Below are 15,353 nucleotides of genomic sequence, written 5' to 3'. Positions count from 1 at the left end.
CAAGCACGCGTTAGTGCGCACCATGGACTGCCCCCTAGCCCACCTGCGTATCCTTTGCCCAGAGCACATCCGCACCGCGTTCGTCGACAACACCGAGCAGCCGGTTCAGCGTGGTTTTGAGAATGGCCGCATCCGCGGTACCGAGGCGCTCGAGTACTTGGGACTCGACCGCCTTGGCCGCTGAAATCAACCGGATCGCGGCTTCGCGACCACTGTCGGTCAATTCAAAACCCTCCGGAGTGCGGCGCGCGAATCCCCGTTCGACCAGACCATCGACCGCGCGCAGCCGCCGCTCGTCGAGCACTCCCGCCATGCCTTCGGCAATCTGGCCTTCCGTCAGCAACGGCCGTAGTGTCAACGTGGACAGGACATAGAACTCCATGTCGTCCAGACCTTCCTTTTCCAGGAAGGGACGAATCTGCGCAAAGAAGCGGAAATGACTACGCCCCAGCAGATAGCCCAGGAAGTCCTCGCCGAAACTGCCTGCCAGATGCGCGCTGCGCGGCTTTTGCCCGGGCGGGTCGCGGCGTGTGGCATGGGCATACTTGCCGCCGTGAAAAACCAGCGGCGCTGCTTCGTCGCGTGCGAAACGCAGGACTTCGCCGATGAAGATCAGATGATCGCCCCCCTGGTACTGCGACGCCGTCCGGCATTCGAAACGCGCCGCACAACCGCGCAGCAGCGGCACGCCGCCGAGACCCTCCTCGGTATCCAGTCCCGAAAACTTGTCCTCGCCGCGACGCGCGAAACGGCCGGAAAGATCTTCCTGATCCGATCCGAGCACGTGCACCGCCCAATGCTCGGCGCTGCGGAAAGCGTCGAAGCTCCCGGCATTGTTGGCCAGACTCCACAGCACCAGCGGCGGATCGAGCGACACCGAATTGAAGCTGTTGGCGGTCAGCCCCAAAGGGGTGCCATCCGCCGCGCGCGTGGTGATGATCGTTACCCCGGTGGCAAAGCTCCCGAGCGCCTTGCGGAACTCCATGGGATCAAACGACTCGGGAGTGGAACGGTTGCTCATGCTTTTGGGATCGTTGCAGTTCGCCGGGTGGCGAGTGAATGGCCTTACAGGTTGTATTTGATCGACAGACTGACGTAGTCGCGGTCTGCGACCGGGTTCGTCGGAATCGGACTGTCACGCATCGTGGCGCGCGGATTGCCGAGGAACCAGTTGTAGCTCACGGCCAATTCCAGATTCTGCAGATACTGCGCGGTCACGCTCAGCCCGATGCGCTTGTCGCCCTCGCCAAACAGGGCGCCGAAGGTTCCGGCGGTCGAAGCGTATCCATTGGCGGCGTGCGCAAACGCGATTGGCGTACCGATATCCCAGCCCGGCAGCACGTTGCGGCCCTTGGGCAGCATCAGCAGCTGATAGGCCCAGGCGTTGCGGTCGTAGAACAACTCGGTGCCATCGCCACGCGGAACCTGCCCGTTGAACTCGGGGATCGGATCAACCTTGTCGACGTACAGATACGCGGCTTCGCTGACAATGACGAATTCGTCATAGAAGAGAAACTTCGGATTCGACACGTACAGGCTGGAAATATTCGCCTGATAGGTATTGGCACGGGTGAACACCGGGCTCAATACGCCGGAGATATCCGCGGCCGCAGATACATCGACGCCATCGCGATAGATGAACTCACCCGCGACATTCAAACCCAGCAAGGTCGTCGAGTAGCTCATCGCCATCATTTCGATGTCGCCGAAATACTTGATGTTGTAGCTGACCGGAACCGCCTGGTTGATCACGCCGGTGGTGACCGGGGTATCACCGATGTAGCCGATTTCGGCAAAGCCGAAGTTCAGGTTCACCGTCGGATTGTGGTTGTGATAGCGCAGATAGTAGGCACCGATGCTGGTGTCCGTGGTGATCTGGCTCTTCAAGCCAACTCCCCACTGGCCCTCGCTATCCGGACGGATGTCGGCTTCGCGCGGTACGTTGATTGTCCGCGGCGCGTTCAGCACGGTCCCGCCGACACCGTTGCCCAAGGTACACAGGAAGCTGAAGTCCGCAACACCCGGCACACTCAGCAGTCCGGGGCACTCTTCGGCGTAGGCCGGATTGCCCGATCCGTACGCGAATTCAGCCCCGGGGCCCACCACATCCGCCACCGAGAAGAAATCACCCACCGGAAACACTTCCGTCGGCTGGTAATCAAACTGGTAATAGCCCAGCAGCGACAGCTTGTAGCCCAGGGCCAGCTGGAATGAGACCTGGTTGACCGGCAGCAGGATCTCCTTGATCTCGGCACCTGGCACAAAAGCCTTGGTCGCGTCATTGGGCGCCTGCGCACTGACGATGCCGGGGAAGAACAGACTTTCGCCCCAGGCCACCAGATGCTTGCCCAGACGGACGTTCATTGCGATCGAATCGGTCAGATAGAAGTCCGCGTAGGCATAGGCCTCGAGCATGCGCGAGCGCTCGCCGTTGTAGTACTTGGCGCCCTCGGTGAATTCGTTGTTATCGCCAGTGGTCTTGTTGACCGTGTCCGGCGAATCATTGTCGTTGGTCTGGTGAAACACCCAGTCATAGAAGCCTGAGCCGCTGGCGAGAAACCCGTAGTTGTCCTTGTGCAGGTTCAGCTGCCAGAACGCACTGAGCCGGTTGTTGATCGGCGCCCAGCGATCGAAGTTGCGATCGCCGTCGTCGAGGTTGATCGTGGTCGGTAAGCCGGTGTGCGAAAAGCCCACAAGGCGCACGTCGCCCCCACCCGGAGGAAAGACTTCCGACTGAAACGGATCAACTGGCCCATTGATCAGCGCCTGCGCCTGATCCTGTGTGCGCACCGCGAGCGCATACGTCGTGGTCACCTTGTAGTCCGCATCAATATCGAACGGCAGATCCATCGAACCTGCCTGCGCAACGATCGGCGTTGCCGCGATCAGCGACAGTCCAACAGCGGCGCGCGCGTGCCATGCACGCCCCCCAAAAGCACGACCGCAATTCAAAGCTATCCCCCGCACGCCCGCCATGGTGTGTCTCCTCCATCTCTATCGTTATCGGTATCCCGCATCCGAAAACGTAGTGGGAGTTGCGACCGCGAGCCTCACCCGAACTGACTAGGGGTGCTTCAGGCATGGCTTTCCGGCCCCTTGGGCGGAACAAATTACAGGTTGTATTTGAGGGTAAATGCCACGTAGTCGCGGTCCGCGTAAGGTCGGTCGGTAAAATCAGGCTTGCCCAGGAAGACGTTGTAGCTGATGCCCACCTGCAGGCTCTGCAGCCGGGTGAAGTTGAAGCCGATGCTGGTGCGCCGGTCGCCTTCCCCCATCAGCGATCCCAGCCCGGAGATCAGCGAAGAGTGACCGCTGCCAATCGCAGCGTAGGTCACCGGAATCTGCAGATCCCAGCCGCTGAACACGTTCTTGCGATCGATCAGGCCGAGGATCGAATAACCCCACGCATCTCGCGAATAGGTCAGGTCCTTCGAGCAATTGGTGGGGCCGCAGGCCTGATCGACATCGAGCACATGGACATAGCCCACCTCGGTCACCAGGGTCAACGCGTCCCAGAACAGCTTGGGTCCGGTGGTGTACAGGCTCGACAGCAGACCCTGCGTGACACGGCCGCGGGTCGGTGTCGGCACCGGCCCCAGCAACCCGCCGTCAACGTCGACCAGAATGTCGACGCCGTCGCGGAAGATGGCTTCACCGCCGATGTTCATTCCGAACAGCGTGGTCGAGAAGCTCAGCGCACTCAGATCGATGCCGTCGAAGTAGCGGATGTTGTAGGTCACCGGCACCTGCAGGCCCAAAGCCTGCGTGGTCAAATCCGGCAGACCGCCGACACCCGGCAGCAGCACGGCGTAGCCGTAGTTCTGCACCGGCGCCGGCGTGGTGTTGTGATAGCGCAGCTGGTACAGACCCAGCGTGGTCTCCCACGTAAGGCGGTACTTCAGCCCCAGACCCCACTGACCAAAATCGCTGGGCCGCTTGTCCGCCTCGCGCACCACGTTGATGTAATGCGGTGCATTCGGCTGATTGATCGCGTCCAGCGGCAAGGTCACATCCGGCAACAGCGGATCGAGGCGGCTGAGCACATCGCCCAGCAGCTGTGTCAGCTGACCCGTCGGAAGATCCGGCGCCAGCAGATCCACGACCAGCTGCACCGCCTCCGGCACGTCAGACGACAGCAGGTTCAGATCGGAGAAGTTGGCCAGATACAGCGGATTCTCGATCCCCCAGATGAACTGCGCGCCGGGACCGACCACATCCGACACCGAGAAATATTCACCGACCGGATTGAGTTCGACCGGTTTGAACTCGAGCTTGTACTGCCCCAGCAGGGTCAGCTTGTCGTTGACCGCCAGCTGCATCGAGATCTGGTTGACCGGCAGCAGAATGCTTTTGACATCGGCACCCGGCACCGAAGCCTTGGTGGCATCCGCCGGCGACTGGGCCAGCGCGACCCCCGAGAAGAACAGGCTCTCGCCCCACGCCGCGATGTGCCTGCCGACACGGAGATTCAGCGCCGAACTGTCACCCAGATACCACGACCCGTAGGCATAGGCGTCGAGCAACCGCGAACGTCCACCGCTGTAGTAGCGCGCGGCATCGCTGAATTCATTGACAGTGCCTTCGAACGGATATTGCGGATCGCCGTTGGTGCGATTGATCGTGTCTGGCGAGTTGTTGTCATTGGCGCGGTGATAGACCTGATCGTAGAAGGTATCGCCACGTACCAGGATGCCGTACTCGTCTTTTTCCAGCTGCAGCTCGCCGATCATGCTCAGGCGGTTGTTGACCACCGCGCCCCGCTTGAAATTGCGATCGCCGTCGTCGTAGTTGTTGGACTCGTTGAACTTTATGTAGTCCGGAATCGGAATCTCGTCGCTGGGCGGCGTATCGATGATGCCGCTATGCGGCTTTTCGGTGCGCACCGCGTAGGCGTAGGTGGCCTGCACTTGATACGACCCGTCGAGCCCGAACAGGTCGAACGATCCCGCATGCGCGCTGCCCGACGCCAGCAGCGCCAACACAGCCGCCACGGACGCTCTCCGGATCAAGCCTTGATTGCAAGCCACAAGCATCCTTTCGCGAGTCTGGCTGAGGGCAGCCATCGCGTCTCCTCATCGTTGGGGGTGTTCTGCTTGGGATGTTAAGAAGAGGTACATGCTCGGGCATCACCCGAATTGACGAAACTGCTGCCGCAAACACTGCCCAATCGTCGCCTCATGCAGTAAGCCCTTTCCTACTCCGGTGGGGTGACGCCAACTCTGGTCCCGCACGGCACTGTGGCGATGCCCTGGGTTTTCGGGCAACGTATGCGCACAGACGCAGGGAAAATCACCTGTGGGAGGAGACAAAATAAAATGAATTACCTGAGTCCGATCGACGCGGCATTTCTGCGCATGGAGTCGATCAATACGCCGATGCATGTCGGCGCAATGATGACATTCAAGCTGCCGGAACATGCGCCTCGCGACTTTCTGCAGCGGTTGCTGGCGCAGATGCGCGAACATCCGTTCATGCCCAAGCCGTTCGACTGCAAGCTCGCGCACACGCGCTTGTCAGGGCTTGCGCCGGCCTGGGTCGAGACCGAAGTCGACATGGACTACCACCTGCGTCACTCCGCGCTGCCGTTTCCCGGCGGCGAACGTGAGCTGGGCATCCTGGTCGCACGCCTGCATTCGCATCCGCTCGATCTGTCGCGCCCGCTGTGGGAGTGCCACATCATCGAAGGTTTGGAGAACCATCGCTTTGCGATCTACTTCAAGGCTCACCACTGCGCAATCGACGGCATGGGCGCGATGCGCATGGTGCAGCGCTGGCTGTCGCATGACCCCAACGAGACCAGCGCCGAAGGTCCGTGGGTGCTCGCCGCCAAGCCGCCAGAACACGCAGCGACAAGCAAGAAGCAGGCGTTTCTGAATCGACTCAAGCAGCCGGTCAAGCTCGCCGGCGAGCAGGTCCGCTCGCTACCGGACCTGGCGCGCGCGCTGGTGAAGATGAGCAAAGGCGAGGACGCGCAGACGCGCGCCGCATTGACCACACCACGCAGCCTGTTCAATGTTCCGATCACGCAGCAGCGGCGCCTGGGCACGCAGATCCTCGATCTGTCCAGAATCAAGGCGATCGGTGAAAAGGCCCGCACCTCGACCAATGACGTGCTGATGGCCATCTGCGGCGGTGCGATTCGTCGCTATCTGCTCGAGCACGGCGCACTGCCTGAGCGCTCGCTGCTGGCTTCGGTGCCGATGGGTCTGGCCCGGCCCGACGGCAAGGCCGGCAATGCCGTCGCCGGATTCGTCTGTGCGCTCGGCACCGAAATGGCCGATCCCGCCGAGCGCCTTGCACGCATTCATCGCATCAGCGTGCGCGCCAAGGAAGAGCTCTCGGAGATGTCGCCGATCGCGCTGTCGCAGTTCGCCTTGATCGGCATGTCGCCGCTGATCCTCGGGCAGATGACCGGCGCATTGCCGAAGCTGCCGCCGATCTTCAACTTCGTGCTGTCGAACGTCGTCCTGTCGAAGAAACCGATGTACCTGATGGGCGCCGAACTCGAAGCGATGTATCCGGTGTCATTCCTGTTCGATGGCTATGCGCTCAACATCACCCTGGTTGGATACGCCGACAAGGTTGCGGTCGGCTTCCTGGGATGTCGTGATGCCATCCCGCGACTGCAACGCCTGGCGGTCTATACCAGCGACGCCCTGACCGAGCTGGAGCAGGCCGTCGGCATTGCCCCCCCGGCGGCGACCAAGAAAGCGGCACGCAAGTCGGCACCGGCAAAGAAAGCCAAGAAGGCGACCAAGACAGCACCCCGCGGGACCGGCCACAGCGCCCGCTGAGCGTTATGCCGTCGCGGTTGATGCAGATCATTGCTCAGGCGCGCCGACGGTGCTCGCCGGTGATTGCTGCAGCGAAATGTGCTCAGATGATTGCGGCCGCACAGCCAAGGAGGGTGTCATGAAACTGGTACACGACCTGTTCACGTCCGACGTCGGATTGATGAGCGCAGGCGTCATCGCATTCGTCATCGTCATGGGCTTCTATATCAACGGTTTCGTCCGTCGAAAGATTCGCGAAGACGAGGCGGCTGCAGCCAAGCGCTGACGCAGACTCGCGGCTTCTTCCGCACTCACGACTGGTCGCGCAGCGCCTGACTATACTGCGCGGCATAACAAAAGTCGGAGGAGTGCCGCGTGGATCGATCAACGTGGGCAGGGGTGGCCCTGGCTGCGGCAGGGATGTTGTCTGCCTGCGGCAGCAGTAGCGATGTAGCACCACCAAGCGCTGCGAATCCCGATGGTCCGGCGCCGAGTACGTCGACGGTGTTCAACCGTTTCCCCGGCATTCGCAGCTTGCCGGACATTACCTGTCCCGAAGACTATCTCGGCAGCACCGGACTGATCGTTGCGCCGCCTGTCGACCTGGGGAATTACAACGTCACCACCGACGGTGAGCTGGCGAGCGAAGCGGTTGCGGCAACGTTGCCGCAGCGGATAGCTCTGCGCGGCCGCACCGAGACCTATACCGTGGACTACTACTTCGCCATCCGCGACGGCCGCATCTATCTGAAGCCGAACCTCGAAGTCACCGGAATCGATGCGCCGTGGCGCGCGCTGCTGATGCCGCGCTGTCTTGACGGCCAGGTCAGTGAAATTTCCGCCGACGGATATGTTCTGCTCGCGCTGAATGCACAACGCGATGTCTACACCCTCGATATCGGACAAGCCGACATCGGCATCAGTCCGTGGACGCGCCGCTGGGGGCCGTTCTTCTGGACTGACCTTGGCGCAAGCATCCCCGGCGATGTACGCGACTGGGCCGCGTCCGAACTGCATTCCGGAGTCGACCAGTACTTCATCGACGGCGGCGGCCGGCAGCAGAAGCCCTGGGGCATTCTCACGGTCTATCTGCTGCGCGGCGATGGCCGCCACATCACCTACCTTGATCCATGGTTGCCGGTCGACGACAGCCGCGAGGTGTGCCCGCCGGAGCGCGGAACGGTTGCACTGGCCGGACTGTCTGGCAGCGGCTCGACCGTGATGGTGGTGACGGCGGACGGAGAAATCTATACACGACTCCACGAGTTCGACGTCTCCGGCGCCAACAGCGTATTTCTCGACTATTCCTGGCGCGATCAGGACGGCGTTGAATCTCCGTTGATCCAGTTGCCCGGGCCGGACTGGATTCATCATCCGCGTGTGCCCGGCACCATCACCGACCGCATCAGCCTGCGCAAACTCAGTCCGGGCACCGAGCACCGGCTCATGCGCATCGAAGGCCAGGACGCGTCCGGCAACACGGGCTACTGGCAGAAGGACCAGGCCGAAACCGGTTCTGACGCATGGCATTTCGTGCTCACTGGCGAACCTCTGCAAGGTCGTGCGCTGCCGCTGGATACCCGCACCCGCGTCGCTGCGGAAGACTTCGTCTACCAAGGCAGTATCGACGGCTACCCCGCAACGCTGACCGGCTTCAATCCGTACTGCTCGCCGACAACCTTGCGCGTTAACATCAACGGCGATCCGCTCGATCTGGTGCTGCACTCGACCGATGGTCTGCGCCAGGAACGCCGTGCACGCGGACTCGACCTGTACCCGCGCTACTACCGCGGCGCTGTAGAGGTGCCCCACGCCGTCTGGGACGCACGCGAACAGCTGCCGGACGCGCAACAAGCCTTTCTTGCCAGCCACTTCGGCAACGAGCGCTTCATCGTGGGCGCGCTGCTGGCCGACCTGCATCAGGTGCAGATCAGCGAACCGTGCTGGACCTTCACCCGCCCGGTCGACGATCCCTTGGCGGCACTGACGCAACCGCCGCTGCCGGATGCCGGCATCGTACTGGCCGAGGTGATGGCCCAGCAGGAAGAAGGGCGCTCGCCGTCGTTGTGCGTTCCGGTCGAGGCGCTGTACGCGCCATAAGCGGCAGCACCCGAGTCACAGACGCTCAGACCGGCGGACAGGCCCTCGTGATCGCTGCCACCAGTGCCGCAGTACGCAGCAGCCCGGTGGGCGATACCGACTTGCCGGTATTGAGCATCGCGACTGAAATGTCGCGCTGCGGGTCCGCCCAGCACAACACGGTCATGAAGCCGATGTGGCCGAATGCGCTCTTGCAGTTCGGCCCCCACAGACCCACCGGGCTTTCACCCAGCATGAAGCCCGGAGAAAAACGCAGCGGAAGCCCTAGGGTGCCGTCGAACTGGATGCCGCCCGCGGGGCGGATCGACTCGGCGACGGTATGCGGCTGCATGACCTGTACACCGTTGAAACTACCGCGGTCGAGCAACATCTGAAAAATCCGGCCGATGTCGTCAGCGCTGGCGAAGATATTGCCGGCCGGAACCACGCTGGACAGATAGGCTTCGTCGTTGGACGCAGACACCGCGCGCGCAAAGTCCACGCCAAGCACGCGCTTGGCGATGGCGGTCAGTGGCCAGCCCGGCGTCGGGCCCGTCAGGTGATGACGCGGCGCCAGATGGCGCAGTTCCGGTGCCAGTCCGTAATCGAGATAGCGCAGACCCAGCGGCTCGGTGATCTGTGTGCGCAACACCTCACGCAACGGTCGTCCGCTGACCCGCTGCACCAGTTCACCGATGATGAAGCCGCTGGTCAATGCGTGGTAGGCCTGCTTCTCGAACCGAGGATCGAACGGCGGCGCCAGACACAGCATGTGCACCATGGCATCCCAGTGCCGCAGCAGGCTCGGATCGGGATGATGAATCGGTAATTTTGGAATGCCGGCCCGATGCGCCAGCAGCGCACGGATCGTGACGCGATCCTTACCGTGCGCACCGAACTCGGGGATGTAGTCGACCACGCGATCGTCAAGCTTCAGCTTGCCCTGCTCCGCCAGCTGATGCACCAGCAGCGCCGTCACTGCCTTGGATGCGGAGAACAGACAGATCGGCGAATCCGGCTGCAGCACCTCGATCGGACCACTTTCGCCGGGGCCGTTGCCACGCACCGCGCCGATCGACCGCTTCATCACCACCTTACCGCCCCGGCGCAACACCAGGGTGATCGCCGGTTGCAGGCCGCTGCGGTACAGGTGCTGGACTGCGCGCCATATCCGGGCAACGCCATCGCTGCTCATGCCCGCCTCTTCGGGGCGACACTCTGCCGCATGATCGATCCGGCTCAGCACCGAAAGATCCTTGGGTACCGTCACCAACTGACTCATCGCCACCAGTCCTAAAGCCATTCAGAGCGTTCCTTCTGCCGCGCAGCCATAGCGGTCATTGCTCGCACCGCCAATGCGCTGGCGATACACCTGTCGACTACTGCGCATACGACTTCAGCGGCGGCTCTTCGCTGGTCAGATGCAGCCCCGGCAACCCGCTTTCCTGCACCACCGCACCGACCACGCCCGACAGCAGGTCCGGCAACGGCGCCACCACCAGATCCGGCACGATCGGCAGTGCATTGCACAGTGCCGCGCCTCCAGCGCGCTCGACATCCGCGGGTCCCGGATGCTCGATCGCGTCCAGCGACAGCGCAAAAGCGACCGCGTCGAGCAGACCGATCGTGACATGATCGACGAAGCGTCCCGGGCAGATATCCTGGATCAGGATGTTGCTGACTTTCGGATTGTCGACACCATATTCGAGCGCGGCGGTCGGCACCGGACTGACTGGCTGCACCAGTTCGTCGAACTGCGTGTACAAGGCGGTGTAGGAAATATCGCCGGGGGTCTCGTCACCGGCGTTGGTCGCGGCCATGAACTGCGAGTCCGGCGCGAACTGGAAGAACACCGCAGGCAGGCCCACCAGACCGCCGGTCAAGGCCGGTACGGTCGCGGTCAGCAGGGTCATGTCCGTGCCGTGATTGGGGCCGGCCTGCAGCACGAAATCGTCGACCGCGTCGCGCGCTGATGGCCACCACTTGATGGCCCACCGCGGCACGCTGACGCCCTGGCTGTGGCCGATCATTGCGACCTTGCGCCCGCTGCCGTGGTGGATCTTGCGCAGGGCGTAGACAACGTACTCGGCCGAGATCTGCATGTCGCCGAAGCCGCGATCCGGATAAGTCACCGTGCAGACATCGTAGCCGCGCTCGATCAGCAACGGCCTGTAGGTCCAGTCGTACTGTTCGAAGCCGGTGGTGAAGGTGCCGTGGACCAGCAGGACCGGGGGCTTGTCCGGGTGCTCGAAGGCGGTGCAGTCCAGCGCCGCGTCCAGAGTCGCTGAATCGGTTTCCAGCGCCGGTTCAACTGTGCCAGACGACGAGCCGGAAGGCGTGGTCGTGCTATTACAGGCGCATAGCAGCAGTGCGGTCGTCGCCGCTATCCATCGTGTCCCCATGTGGTCGTTTCTCCTCGGTAGACGACCCAGTTTTTTTCTGTCTCGTGCAGCTTTATTTCGTACAGCAACTCGCCGAAGTGTTCTTTCAGCACGGTCCAGAACAGTACCGCCAGGTTCTCAACGGTCGGATTGAGTCCCCTACACAGTACTGAATCATGGTTCAGATGCCGGTGATCGACATCGTCCAAAAGCAGGTCTCGCGTGGCATCGCGAATCTGAGTGACATTGACCACAACACCGGTCTTCGGATCGATGGCGCCACGCACGGTGACTTCCAGCACATAGTTGTGCCCATGCCCGAATTCGCGTGCGCAGTGGCCAAACAACGCATGATTCTCGGCATCACTGAGCTGATCGGACCACAGACGATGTGCTGCGCAGAACGTCTCGCGCCGGGTCAGATACACGACTGGACGGGTGTCAGTCGTCATTGCAGTGAATCTCCACCGTGGTTCCGTTCAGCGGCGCCGAGCGAGCGCGATCGAGCAGGAATTCGATCGTCGGCACCACGTCCTCGACCGTCGTCGACGGCTGCAGCCCCAGCTGCTGCGTCATCGCCGTGCGCATCGTGCCGGGCGCCACCGCGTTGACACGAATGCCGTAGGGCTTGCCCTCGATCGCGAGCGCTTCAGTCAGCCCAATTACCGCGTGCTTGGAGGAAGCGTAGGCAGCAAATCCCGGAAACCGCTGCATCCCGCGCAGTCCGCCGAGCGATGAAACATTGACGATGTCGCCGTGGATGCTGCGCGCCTGCCACAGACGCATTGCCGCACGACAGGCGTTGAACGTGCCGGAGACATTGATGGCATGAACCTCGGCAAAACGCTCGGCGTCGAGATCGCCGTAGACGCTGCCCTGCCCCAGGATGGCCGCACAGCACACCAGCGCATCCGGAGCAAAACCGTCAATCGCCGCCTCGACGGCTTCAGCGTCGGACACGTCCAGCACGAAGGCCTGCGCACCGGTGCGGTCGGACACTTCCTGCAGCCGCTCGGAGCGTCGCCCGGCAATGGCGACGTTCCAGTCGAGCCGGGTCAGCGCCTGCGCCAGCGCGGCGCCGAGGCCGCTGCCGCCGCCGGTGATGAAGACATTACGAAACGCGGGCGTATTGCCGCCCGCTTCATGTGCGGAGGGCATATGTGAGGTACTCATGGGAGCATATTAACGCCATGGTCGCCGCCGCTGCCTGACATCACAGATAGCGCACACCGGTCAGATCCTGCGAGCGTTCCCACAGCTGCGTGGCCAGCTGCGAATCGCGCGCCTTCGGCCGGCAGTCGACCGCGGTCGGATAACCGCGAAACTGCATCAGCCCGCGCGGGCCATAGTAATCCCCGCCACGCACCCCCTCCGCTGTCAGCGCATACAGCTGCGGCAGCGCTCCCATATCAGCCGGCTGCGCGATGATCGAGTTGCCGATGTGCATGACAAAGCGGCCGATGGCACTGCGCGTAAACGCGGTGCCGTTGAAGCCCAGATTGGTTGCGGCATAGCCTGGATGCGCGGCCGCCGCGATGGCGCCCAGCCCCTGCTGCTTGAGGCGCCGGTCCAGTTCGAAGGTGAACAACAGATTCGCCAGCTTGCTGCGGCCGTAGGATTCCCAGTCGCTGTAACGCCCGCGCTCCCAGTTCAGATCGTCGACATCGAAACCCTTGGCCGCACGGTGCGCCAGACTGGCGACACTGACGACGCGCGCCGCCGGCGCTGCGCGCAGGCGATCCAGCAACAGACCGGTCAACGCAAAGTGACCCAGATGGTTGGTTCCCATCTGCATCTCGAAGCCATCAACCGTACGCTCCAGCGGCAGCGCCATGACCCCGGCGTTGTTGCACAGCAGGTCCAGCTTGCCGAAGCGCGCATTGAACGCCATTGCAAACGCGCGGATGGACGCCAGGCTCGCCAGATCCAGCGGCATCAGCTCGACCTGCGCCTTGGGGTGCAATTGCCGCACCTGGGCCACTGCCGGCTCCGCACGCGCCGGCGTGCGACAGGCCATCACCACCTGCGCACCCGCACCCGCCAATGCCGCCGCGGTCTCCAGCCCCAGGCCACTGCTGGCTCCGGTGACGATCGCCACCTTGCCCTGCTGCGACGGCATATCCGCCACGATCCACTTACCCGCCATCTGTCAGTCTCCCCCTGGTTTTCTGGCGACGCCGTCCGCTGGCCTACGTCGCGGTATTGCGCGACTTCAGCGCAGTTTCGATTTCTTCGAGAATCCGCGGATCGTCGATCGTCGCTGGTACCGCGTAGTCGCGATGGTCGGCAATCGCACGCATCGTGGCGCGCAGCACCTTGCCGGACCGCGTCTTCGGCAGGCGCTGCACGACATAGGCTTCCTTGAACGCGGCAACGGCGCCGATCTGCGCGCGCACGCGGGCAATCAATTCCTTGACGATCTCGTGCTCGGGCCGGGTGACACCGGTCTTCAGCACCACCAGCCCCACCGGCAGCTGACCCTTCATGTCATCGGCCGCACCGACCACGGCACATTCGGCCACATCCGGATGGCCCGCCAGCACTTCCTCCATCGCACCGGTCGACAGACGATGGCCAGCGACGTTGATGATGTCGTCGATGCGCGACATGATCCAGACGTAGCCGTCCTTGTCGATGTAGCCGGCATCGCCGGTCAGGTAGTAGCCCGGATAGCGATCCAGGTAATTTTCCTTGTAGCCGGCCTCGTTGTTCCACATTGTCAGCAACGCTCCAGGCGGCAGCGGCAGCTTGATCGCCAGATTGCCGATCTCATCGCGCTGCATGACGGCACCATCGGCATCCAGCACCTGCAGGTCAAAACCCGGCACCGGCACCGATGACGATCCCGGCTTGACCGGCATCGGTTCGATGCCCTGGCAGTTGGCGATCGCCGGCCAGCCCAGCTCGGTCTGCCACCAGTGATCGACCACGGGCACCTTGAGCATGGCCTGTGCCCACTGGATCGTGTCCGGATCGGAACGCTCGCCAGCCAGGAACAGCGTCTGCAGACAGGAAATGTCGTAGCGCTTCAGCAACTCGCCGTTCGGATCTTCCTTCTTGATCGCGCGGAACGCGGTCGGCGCGGTGAAGAACGCCTTGACCTTGTATTCCGAAATCACGCGCCAGAACGCGCCGGCGTCCGGTGTCCCGACCGGTTTGCCTTCATACAGAATCGTGGTGCAGCCATACAGCAACGGGCCGTAAACAATGTAGGAGTGGCCGACCACCCAGCCCACATCCGACGCCGCCCAGAACACATCGCCGGGCTTGACGTTGTAGACCGCCTGCATCGAATAGCTCAGCGCGACGGCGTGCCCCCCGTGGTCGCGCACCACACCCTTGGGCTTGCCGGTGGTGCCCGAGGTATAGAGCACATACAGCGGATCCGTCGCGGCGACGGTCTCGCAGGCCGCAGGTTCGGCTGCGGCCTCAAGCGCGCGCCAGTCAAAATCACGGCCCTCGACCAGCGACGCCTGGCACTGCGGCCGCTGCAGGATGATGCAGGCCCTGACCTTGTGCGCCGCCAATTCCAGTGCCTGATCGAGCAGCGGCTTGTAGTTGATCTGACGCCCCGGCTCGATGCCGCAGGACGCGGTCACCACCAGCACCGGCTTGGCGTCGTCAACGCGCTTGGCCAGCTCCGGTGCGGCAAAGCCGCCGAACACCACCGAATGGATCGCACCGATACGCGCGCAGGCCAGCATCGCGATCGCCGCTTCCGGAACCATCGGCATGTAGATCACCACCCGCTCGCCCTTCTGCACACCCTGCGCCTTCAGCGCGCCGGCGAAGTGCGCAACGCGGTCGCGCAATTCGCGATAGGTGAACGTCTGTTTGCTGCCGGTTAGCGGGCTGTCATAGATCAGCGCCAGCTGATCGGCGCGACCGCCCTCAACGTGACGATCGAGCGCGTTGTAGCAGGTGTTGAATTGCGCCCCGGCAAACCAGCAATACATCGGCGCATTGCTGTCATCAAGCACGGTATCCCAGCGACGGTCCCAGTGCAGCGCCTCGGCCTGCTCGGCCCAGAACGCGGCGGGCTCGCGCTGGGAACGACGATACTCATTCAGGTAGGGCGAATCGGCCATCTCGCAATTCCTCCGGTCGCCAGGCGACCCCA

At 62.9% G+C, this 15,353-nt stretch carries 12 protein-coding genes; 3 read left to right on the top strand and 9 right to left on the bottom strand.

Going from position 1 to position 15,353, the window contains the following annotated elements:
- Positions 1–34: 34 nt before the first annotated feature.
- The 3 genes from E4T66_RS01375 to E4T66_RS01365 form a co-directional block, all read right to left on the bottom strand.
- The gene (locus E4T66_RS01375; RefSeq protein ID WP_136847110.1) at positions 35–1,021 is read right to left on the bottom strand and encodes a flavin reductase; all 987 of its coding nucleotides are present in this window, start codon (positions 1,019–1,021) and stop codon (positions 35–37) included.
- Between the two features lie 44 nt (positions 1,022–1,065).
- A complete protein-coding gene (locus E4T66_RS01370; RefSeq protein WP_136847109.1) occupies positions 1,066–2,976 on the bottom strand; it encodes a DUF1302 domain-containing protein in 1,911 nt (636 codons plus the stop codon).
- A 134-nt stretch (positions 2,977–3,110) separates the two neighbouring features.
- A complete protein-coding gene (locus tag E4T66_RS01365) occupies positions 3,111–4,991 on the bottom strand; it encodes a DUF1302 domain-containing protein (protein ID WP_169577423.1) in 1,881 nt (626 codons plus the stop codon).
- Positions 4,992–5,315: 324 nt separating this feature from the next.
- Between E4T66_RS01365 and E4T66_RS01360 the strand changes: the two genes are divergently transcribed.
- The 3 genes from E4T66_RS01360 to E4T66_RS01350 all read left to right on the top strand — a co-directional run bounded on the left by E4T66_RS01360 (position 5,316) and on the right by E4T66_RS01350 (position 8,873).
- Positions 5,316–6,794 (top strand): WS/DGAT/MGAT family O-acyltransferase, encoded by a 1,479-nt coding sequence (locus E4T66_RS01360; RefSeq protein ID WP_136847107.1) that lies wholly within the window; start codon positions 5,316–5,318, stop codon positions 6,792–6,794.
- Between the two features lie 118 nt (positions 6,795–6,912).
- Entirely contained in the window at positions 6,913–7,059 is a 147-nt protein-coding gene (locus tag E4T66_RS01355) for a DUF3149 domain-containing protein (protein WP_136847106.1), read from the top strand.
- A gap of 89 nt (positions 7,060–7,148) precedes the next feature.
- On the top strand, positions 7,149–8,873 hold the full coding sequence (locus E4T66_RS01350; RefSeq protein WP_136847105.1) for a hypothetical protein: 1,725 nt from the start codon (positions 7,149–7,151) through the stop codon (positions 8,871–8,873).
- Between the two features lie 25 nt (positions 8,874–8,898).
- Here E4T66_RS01350 and E4T66_RS01345 read toward each other — a convergent pair whose 3' ends face one another.
- The 6 genes from E4T66_RS01345 to E4T66_RS01320 all read right to left on the bottom strand — a co-directional run bounded on the left by E4T66_RS01345 (position 8,899) and on the right by E4T66_RS01320 (position 15,321).
- A complete protein-coding gene (locus E4T66_RS01345; protein ID WP_136847104.1) occupies positions 8,899–10,155 on the bottom strand; it encodes a serine hydrolase domain-containing protein in 1,257 nt (418 codons plus the stop codon).
- A 76-nt stretch (positions 10,156–10,231) separates the two neighbouring features.
- On the bottom strand, positions 10,232–11,254 hold the full coding sequence (locus E4T66_RS01340; protein ID WP_136847103.1) for an esterase/lipase family protein: 1,023 nt from the start codon (positions 11,252–11,254) through the stop codon (positions 10,232–10,234).
- Positions 11,236–11,685 carry a 6-carboxytetrahydropterin synthase gene (locus E4T66_RS01335; RefSeq protein ID WP_136847102.1) on the bottom strand — a complete coding sequence of 150 codons (450 nt, stop codon included), beginning with the start codon at positions 11,683–11,685 and terminating at the stop codon, positions 11,236–11,238. Before E4T66_RS01335 ends, E4T66_RS01340 begins: the two co-directional genes overlap by 19 nt.
- Positions 11,675–12,391 (bottom strand): SDR family NAD(P)-dependent oxidoreductase, encoded by a 717-nt coding sequence (locus E4T66_RS01330; RefSeq protein ID WP_211242702.1) that lies wholly within the window; start codon positions 12,389–12,391, stop codon positions 11,675–11,677. The genes E4T66_RS01335 and E4T66_RS01330 overlap by 11 nt, the downstream gene beginning before the upstream one ends.
- Before the next feature lie 55 nt (positions 12,392–12,446).
- Positions 12,447–13,379 (bottom strand): oxidoreductase, encoded by a 933-nt coding sequence (locus E4T66_RS01325; RefSeq protein ID WP_136847100.1) that lies wholly within the window; start codon positions 13,377–13,379, stop codon positions 12,447–12,449.
- A gap of 43 nt (positions 13,380–13,422) precedes the next feature.
- Positions 13,423–15,321 (bottom strand): propionyl-CoA synthetase, encoded by a 1,899-nt coding sequence (locus tag E4T66_RS01320; protein ID WP_136847099.1) that lies wholly within the window; start codon positions 15,319–15,321, stop codon positions 13,423–13,425.
- Between the last annotated feature and the right edge of the window lie 32 nt (positions 15,322–15,353).

Source organism: Sinimarinibacterium arenosum (assembly GCF_005047655.1).
Classification (GTDB): Bacteria; Pseudomonadota; Gammaproteobacteria; order Nevskiales; family Nevskiaceae; genus Solimonas.
The sequence above is the reverse complement of the archived record's forward strand: the minus strand, read 5'-3'. Positions and strand labels throughout refer to the sequence as shown.